The organism is Allobosea sp. CER48, assembly GCF_044752385.1.
In the GTDB taxonomy this organism is placed as follows: Bacteria; Pseudomonadota; Alphaproteobacteria; order Rhizobiales; family Beijerinckiaceae; genus Allobosea.
Genome location: NZ_JBIWYK010000194.1, coordinates 1 through 5868, shown reverse-complemented (window position 1 = coordinate 5868; position 5868 = coordinate 1). Strand labels below are relative to the sequence as shown.

At 66.5% G+C, this 5868-nt stretch carries 5 protein-coding genes and 1 pseudogene; 3 read left to right on the top strand and 3 right to left on the bottom strand.

Annotation, left to right across the window (positions count from 1 at the left end; all coding sequences use genetic code 11):
• Window positions 1-2328, bottom strand: a 2328-nt coding sequence (locus ACIPIA_RS09175; protein WP_400508759.1) for a chemotaxis protein CheA, incomplete at its 3' end; no start/stop codon positions are given.
• Window positions 2329-2415: 87 nt separating this feature from the next.
• The gene (gene chpT, locus ACIPIA_RS09170; protein WP_400508757.1) at window positions 2416-3057 is read right to left on the bottom strand and encodes a histidine phosphotransferase ChpT; all 642 of its coding nucleotides are present in this window, start codon (window positions 3055-3057) and stop codon (window positions 2416-2418) included.
• 127 nt (window positions 3058-3184) lie between these two features.
• Between chpT and ACIPIA_RS09165 the strand changes: the two genes are divergently transcribed.
• Window positions 3185-4009 carry a 3'(2'),5'-bisphosphate nucleotidase CysQ family protein gene (locus ACIPIA_RS09165; RefSeq protein ID WP_400508755.1) on the top strand — a complete coding sequence of 275 codons (825 nt, stop codon included), beginning with the start codon at window positions 3185-3187 and terminating at the stop codon, window positions 4007-4009.
• Window positions 4010-4013: 4 nt separating this feature from the next.
• Here the strand turns inward: ACIPIA_RS09165 and ACIPIA_RS09160 are convergent, their stop codons facing one another.
• Window positions 4014-4571 (bottom strand): YHS domain-containing (seleno)protein, encoded by a 558-nt coding sequence (locus ACIPIA_RS09160; protein ID WP_400508754.1) that lies wholly within the window; start codon window positions 4569-4571, stop codon window positions 4014-4016.
• A gap of 293 nt (window positions 4572-4864) precedes the next feature.
• Here ACIPIA_RS09160 and ACIPIA_RS09155 point away from each other — a divergent pair, with 293 nt between their 5' ends.
• A complete protein-coding gene (locus ACIPIA_RS09155; RefSeq protein WP_400508753.1) occupies window positions 4865-5452 on the top strand; it encodes a DUF1134 domain-containing protein in 588 nt (195 codons plus the stop codon).
• Window positions 5453-5553: 101 nt separating this feature from the next.
• Window positions 5554-5868: pseudogene (locus tag ACIPIA_RS09150) on the top strand (hypothetical protein); the annotation flags it as partial.

The following is a 5868-nucleotide window of genomic DNA, read 5'->3' as shown; positions in this document are numbered from 1 at the left end:
CGTGACGATCTGGCCTGAGGCCTTCAGGATCGGGCTCAGCATCTCGCGCAGGAAGTCGGATGGTTCCACCAGCAGCACCCGGCTCGCAGGCGTCGCGCTGCGCTTCGCCGCGAACCAGCCGGGTTCGTTGAACGGAAGGTAGTAGGCGAGGTCGACGACATCGGTGGCTCGGCCGCGGATCATGGCGGAGCCAATCACGCCGGGCTCGCTGGCCGTGGCCATTTCCAGCTCGAAGCTGTCCTCGACGATGTCGACGATGGCCTCGACCGCGAGCGCGGTCGTCATTTCGCCGTCGGAGACGATGACGAGCGGCTGGATGCCCTGGCTGCGCAGCTTGGTATCGGCGAGCGGCGTGACCGGGATCAGGCGCCCGCGATAATGCAGCAGGATCCGGCCGCCGCCGCGCTCGAACTGGCCGGCATCGACTTCCTCCAGCCGCGTGACGAGCGAGAGCGGCAGAGCCTGAAGATTGCCGGCGCCGGTCCGGAAGACCAGCATCGTCGCGTTTTCGTTGCCCTGGACCAGCGGCGTATCGGCCTGCGGCTCGTCGTCGGATTCGCCGGTCAGCGTGGCGCCGACAAGGCTGGCGACGCCGTTGGGATCGACGATCAGAACAACCGCGCCGTCGCCGAGGATGGTGTTGCCGGAGAAGAGCGGGATATGCCGAAGCTTGCTCGACATCGGCTTCACGACGATTTCTTCGGTATGGAAGACGGCATCGACCAGGATGCCGAACTGCCGTTCGCCGATCTGGGTGATGACGATGAAGCCCTCGCCCCCGCCGGTCTTCGGCGCTCCCATAAGCTCGGGCAGCGAGATGATCGGCAGAAGCCGGCCGCGCAGCCGCAGCACTGGCGCGCCGTTGATGTCCTCGATCCTGTTGTCGTCGCCGGCCTTCACCCGCACCAGCTCGCGCACCGCGATCTGGGGGATGGCGTAGCGGTCGCTGCCCGCGACCACGATAAGGGCCGAGATGATGGCGAGCGTCAGCGGGATCTTGATGGTGATGGCGGTGCCGAGGCCCGGCCGGCTGGAAATGTCGATCATGCCTCCGATCGAGTCGACATTGGCCTTGACCACATCCATGCCGACGCCGCGGCCGGACACCGCGGTGACACTGTCGGCCGTCGAGAAACCCGGCTGGAAGATGAAGCGGCTGATCTGTGCGTCGCTGAGCTTCTCGACCTCGGCTTCGGTGACCAGTCCATTGGAGATGGCCTTGTCGCGAATGCGGCCGATGTCGAGGCCGCGCCCGTCATCGCTGATGGAGATCGTGACGGAACCGCCCTCGTGATAGGCGCTGAGCCGGATCGTGCCCTGCTCGGGCTTGCCGGCCGAGCGACGGTCCGCCGGCAGCTCGATCGCATGGTCGGCGCAGTTGCGCACCATATGGATCAGCGGATCCTTGATCAGATCGAGAATCTGGCGGTCGAGCTCCGTGTCGGCGCCCTCTGTCACGAGGTCGATGCGTTTGCCGAGCTCCGTGCTGAGGTCGCGCACGATCCGTGGCAGCTTGGACCAGGCGTTGCCGATCGGCTGCATGCGCGTCTTCATGACGCCATCCTGCAATTCGGCCGTGATCAGCGAGAGACGTTGAAGCGGGGCCTTGAGCCCGGCATCTTCCTGCTGCCGTGAGACTTCGAGGAGCTGGTTACGCGTCAGCACGAGTTCCGAGACCATGGTCATCAGATGTTCGATCGTGTCGACATTGACGCGCAGGGTCGCGGGCCCGCCGCTGCGCGGGCTTGCCGGGCCGGCTTCGGAAGGGGCGACGGGCTCGCGGCCTTCAATGCGGCCATCGCGCCCGCGCTGCGGTTCCGGAGCGCTGCGGAAGACGATGTCCTCCGGTGGAGCAGCAGCGGCGACGCCTGCCGTCTGCCCGTGTCGGGCGAGATAGGCGGCGACGGGATCGATCGGCTCTGCCGCGGGACGGGTCTGGCGGAGTTCGCCGCGCGCATGGTCCGCCAGGGCCTGCAACTCGCCGATCAGGGTCTCGTCGTTGCCCTCGGGCTCCTGCCCCTTCTCGGCAAGCTCGGCGAGGATATCCTTGATGCGGTCGATGGTCTCCAGGGTCGCGGTGACGGCGCTCGGCTTGACCGTCGCACCGTCACGGAACTGGCCGATGACCGACTCGGCCGCATGGGTGAGCGCTTCCAGGCGGGGCAGCCCGATGAAACCGCAGGTTCCCTTGACGGTGTGAACCAGCCTGAAAATGTTGCGCAGGATGTCCCGATCGTTCGGGTCTTGCTCGAAACGGACGAGCTCCCGATCGACCGTGTCGAGATTCTCGCCGGTCTCGGTCAGGAACTCTTGCAATAGCTCGTCCATGCCGGACCATCACTCAACGCGGAACCGAGCAGGACTAAAGCAGCAGATGGGTTTATGATCGGTTGAGATCACCCATCGAAGACGCAATCAGGCCGCCTTTGCCGCCTTGATCGTCACGGTCTCGCCGTCGATGGCGATCGAGATCTCCATTCCGGCTGCGCGAGACACCATGCCGGTGTAGACCGGCTGGACCGCATGCGCGTCGATCGTTCCGCCCGGCGCGTTGCCGGCCAGCAAGTCCTCGACATGGGCGGGGATGCGGGCATGCGAGCCGGTGGCGCTGATCTCGAAGGAGCCCTGTTCGCCCTCGACGGTGGCGCGCGACACCAGCTTTCCGCCGCGAGGCACGGCTTGCGAGGCGATGATCAGCAGGTTCAACAGGAGTTTGACCTGGTTCTTCGGCAGCAGCGCGCGCGGGGCTTCCCAATCGAGCGAAAGCTTCTCGTCGTTGAGGAAGCCATTGGCAACGTTGCCGGCGTCGCCAAGGTCGATCATCGCACCCGCCGAGCCCGCCGCGCCGAAGGCGAGCCGAGCGAACTGCAGGCGGGCGGAGGCGTTGCGCGCGCTCTTCTTGATCAGCTCCAGTGCGAAGTCACGCATCGAGGGATCGTCTTCCTCGAGGACCTCCAGCGCGTTGACAATCGCACCGACCGGGCTGATCACGTCATGGCAGACGCGGCTGCAGAGAAGAGCGGCCAGATCGAGCGAGTCGAGCGAGATGGCGGTCATGGGGACGAAATCCTGGGATCGACGATGCGCCGGGGGTAGGGCGGCAATGCCGCCTGATATGATGTCATCTTGGTTTTCATGTGGTTAATCGCCATATGCAGGCCAAATGTTCGAAGGATGGGCAGCCATGACCGGCCGTGACGATCCCCGCCTGCGCGACTGCGACGCGCTGGGACGGAAACTCGCGGAAGCTGCCAGAACGAGTGCCGCCGTCCTGCTGGCGAAGCGGGCGGCGCGTGACGTGAAGCTCAAGCAGGACGGCTCGCCGGTGTGTTCCGCGGACCTGGCGGCCGACCATGCCGCCAAGGAAGCGTTGGCGCGGCTGTTCCCCGGCTTTGCCATTGTCAGCGAGGAAAGCTCCGACAGCGTCGCGCCCGGCGAGGTCTTCATCCTGCTCGACCCGCTGGACGGGACGCGCGAGTTCCTGGCGGGGGGCGACAGCTATTGCGTCGCGATCGCTGTCATCTGTGACGGCAGGCCGATTGCCGGCGCAATCGCGGCTCCGGCGATCGGGCGTCTCTGGTTCGCCGGCATGCATGCCTATGTTCAGGATTTCGCGGCCGATGGCAGCGTGCTGAGCGAGGCGCGCCGCATCAGCGTGCGCGCCCTTCCGAGTGACGGCCCGGTCGCGCTCGTCAGCCGCTTCCATGGCGACAAGCGCAGCGACGGTATCGCCGCGACGATGTGCTGCAGCAAGGGTATCCCGGTGTCTTCGGCCGTGAAGTTCGGCCTGATCGCTTCGGGCGAGGCGGATCTGCACGTGCGCTGCGGCCAGACCATGGAATGGGACATCGCGGCCGGTGACGCCATTCTGTCGGCAGCCGGCGGAGTCGTGATGACGCTGGACGGCGCCTTGCCGCATTACGGCGTGATCGAGCGGCAGTTCCGCAACCCGCCTTTCGTCGCGGCGTCGAGCGAGGCGCTGGCTCGGCGCGCCATCGCCGGTTGCTGAGGGCTCAGCGCGCGACGTAGCGCTGCACCGAGGCCCAGCGGCTGTCGGCCTTGGCCATCAGCTCGGTGTTCTGCAGGAAGTGCTGACGGTTTTCGGCGGAGCGGAACAGGAAGAGCCGCGAGCCGACGATCGCGAAGAGATTTGGGTCGCTGTCCACGGCGACACCGTTGGCGACGCCCGTCGGATCGAAGCCGGCGAAAGCAGGCGCGTAGACGTCGGGCGCGTCCTCGAAAGCTCTCAGATTGGCTTCGGAAGCAAAACGCCAGACGATGCCGCCGTGGATGAGCTCATGTTCGGCCTGGCCGGCTGCGGGCCGGCCGCCGAGGCGATAGGAAACGGGATCGAACCCGTTGATGGCCAGGCCGGTGTTCAGGTCGCGCTGCATCGCTTCCCCGAGGGCAGGGAGGTCCGGCAAACCGGTCGGCAATCCCCTCGCCGCCAGCGGCGCGGCCGGCGGCGGCGCAGGTGTCTTCGTGTCGGCGATCGCCAGGGGCGCCGCACAAAAGAGGAGGGCGGTGCCGGCGGCCATAACCGCCATGCCTCGCCTTGTTGCGGCCTTCATCGCGTCAAATCCTCGCAAGCCCCTGTCCCGGGCCGCTCGGCTCGCCGGAATCTTCACGCCTTGGATAGATTTGCAGCGTATCAAACTGGTTACCAAATTGATTCGTTTTCGCCAGACGCCGGCATTCGGTGGTCTTGCGAGCGGCGGATAGCCCAGAATCGGCCCGCCTTCCGGCCCGCTTCGCTTCTGCCCGGAACAGGTTGCCTTGCAACCGATGCCGGCATCGAGCGGCCGGGCGATCAAACCGTTCTGGCGTCCGGCCCGGCCGGACCCGCTGTCCGGAGATCTAGCATATGAACCAGACCCGCCGCAGTCTCATCAGGGGCGGCCTCGCCGTTGCAGGCACCAGCCTGAGCGGCCTGTCCATTCCCGCGCTGGCGCAGAATTACAACGAACAGCGCTCCTTCTCGCAGAACGAACTTGTCACCTCCGGTCACAAGTTCTTCGGCAACGTTTCGCGCGGCCTGGCGCTGACCATCGAGGAGGCGGTGCGCCGCTGGGGCGAGCCGAACGGCTATGTGCTCGGCCAGGAGGCTTCGGGGGCATTCGTCGGCGGGCTTCGCTTCGGCGAAGGCCAGCTCTACACCCGCAATGCCGGCGATCGTCGGGTCTTCTGGCAGGGGCCTTCGATCGGCTTCGATTTCGGTGGCGAGGGTGCGCGCACGATGATGCTCGTCTATAACCTGCCGGCAGTGGACGCCCTGTACCAGCGTTTTGCAGGCGTCGATGGCTCAGCCTATTTCATCGGCGGCTTCGGCTTCACCGCGATGACGGCGGAGGGCATCACCGTCGTCCCGATCCGCACCGGCGTGGGCTGGCGGCTCGGCGTCAATCTCGGCTATCTCAAGTTCACCCCGCAGGCGACCTGGAACCCTTTCTAGGCTGGCTGCCGGCGGGCGACGACGAGAACTGGCCATCGTGGCACGGGCGTGGCAGATTCGATGCCGGTCCATGTCCACGCCTCGTTCGGGAGACCTGAGTCTTGATCGAAGCCGCCATGCTCTTCGCGCTCGGCTTCCTCTGTGCGGCGCTGCTCGCGTTGGCGGCGGTGCCGGCTTTGGCGCGGCGGGCGGACAGGCTGGCCCGCAGGCGGGCCGAGGCTGCCTTCCCGCTCTCCCTGGCCGAAATCGCCTCTGATCGAGATCATCTGCGTGCCGAGCTTGCCCTGCGCATGCGCTCCGTCGAGCAGGAGGCCGAGCGTGGCTTCGCCGCCAAGGCCGGTGCCATGCAGGAACTCGGACGGCGCGACATGACGATCGGCCGGCTGACGCGCGAGCGGGATGACCGTGACACTCGG

Coding starts and splice junctions, on each gene's coding strand:
- ACIPIA_RS09155 (WP_400508753.1), top strand. CDS start 4,865: ATGAACCAGACCCGCCGCAGTCTCATCAGGGGCGGCCTCGCCGTTGCA.
- ACIPIA_RS09160 (WP_400508754.1), bottom strand. CDS start 4,571: ATGAAGGCCGCAACAAGGCGAGGCATGGCGGTTATGGCCGCCGGCACC.
- chpT (WP_400508757.1), bottom strand. CDS start 3,057: ATGACCGCCATCTCGCTCGACTCGCTCGATCTGGCCGCTCTTCTCTGC.
- ACIPIA_RS09165 (WP_400508755.1), top strand. CDS start 3,185: ATGACCGGCCGTGACGATCCCCGCCTGCGCGACTGCGACGCGCTGGGA.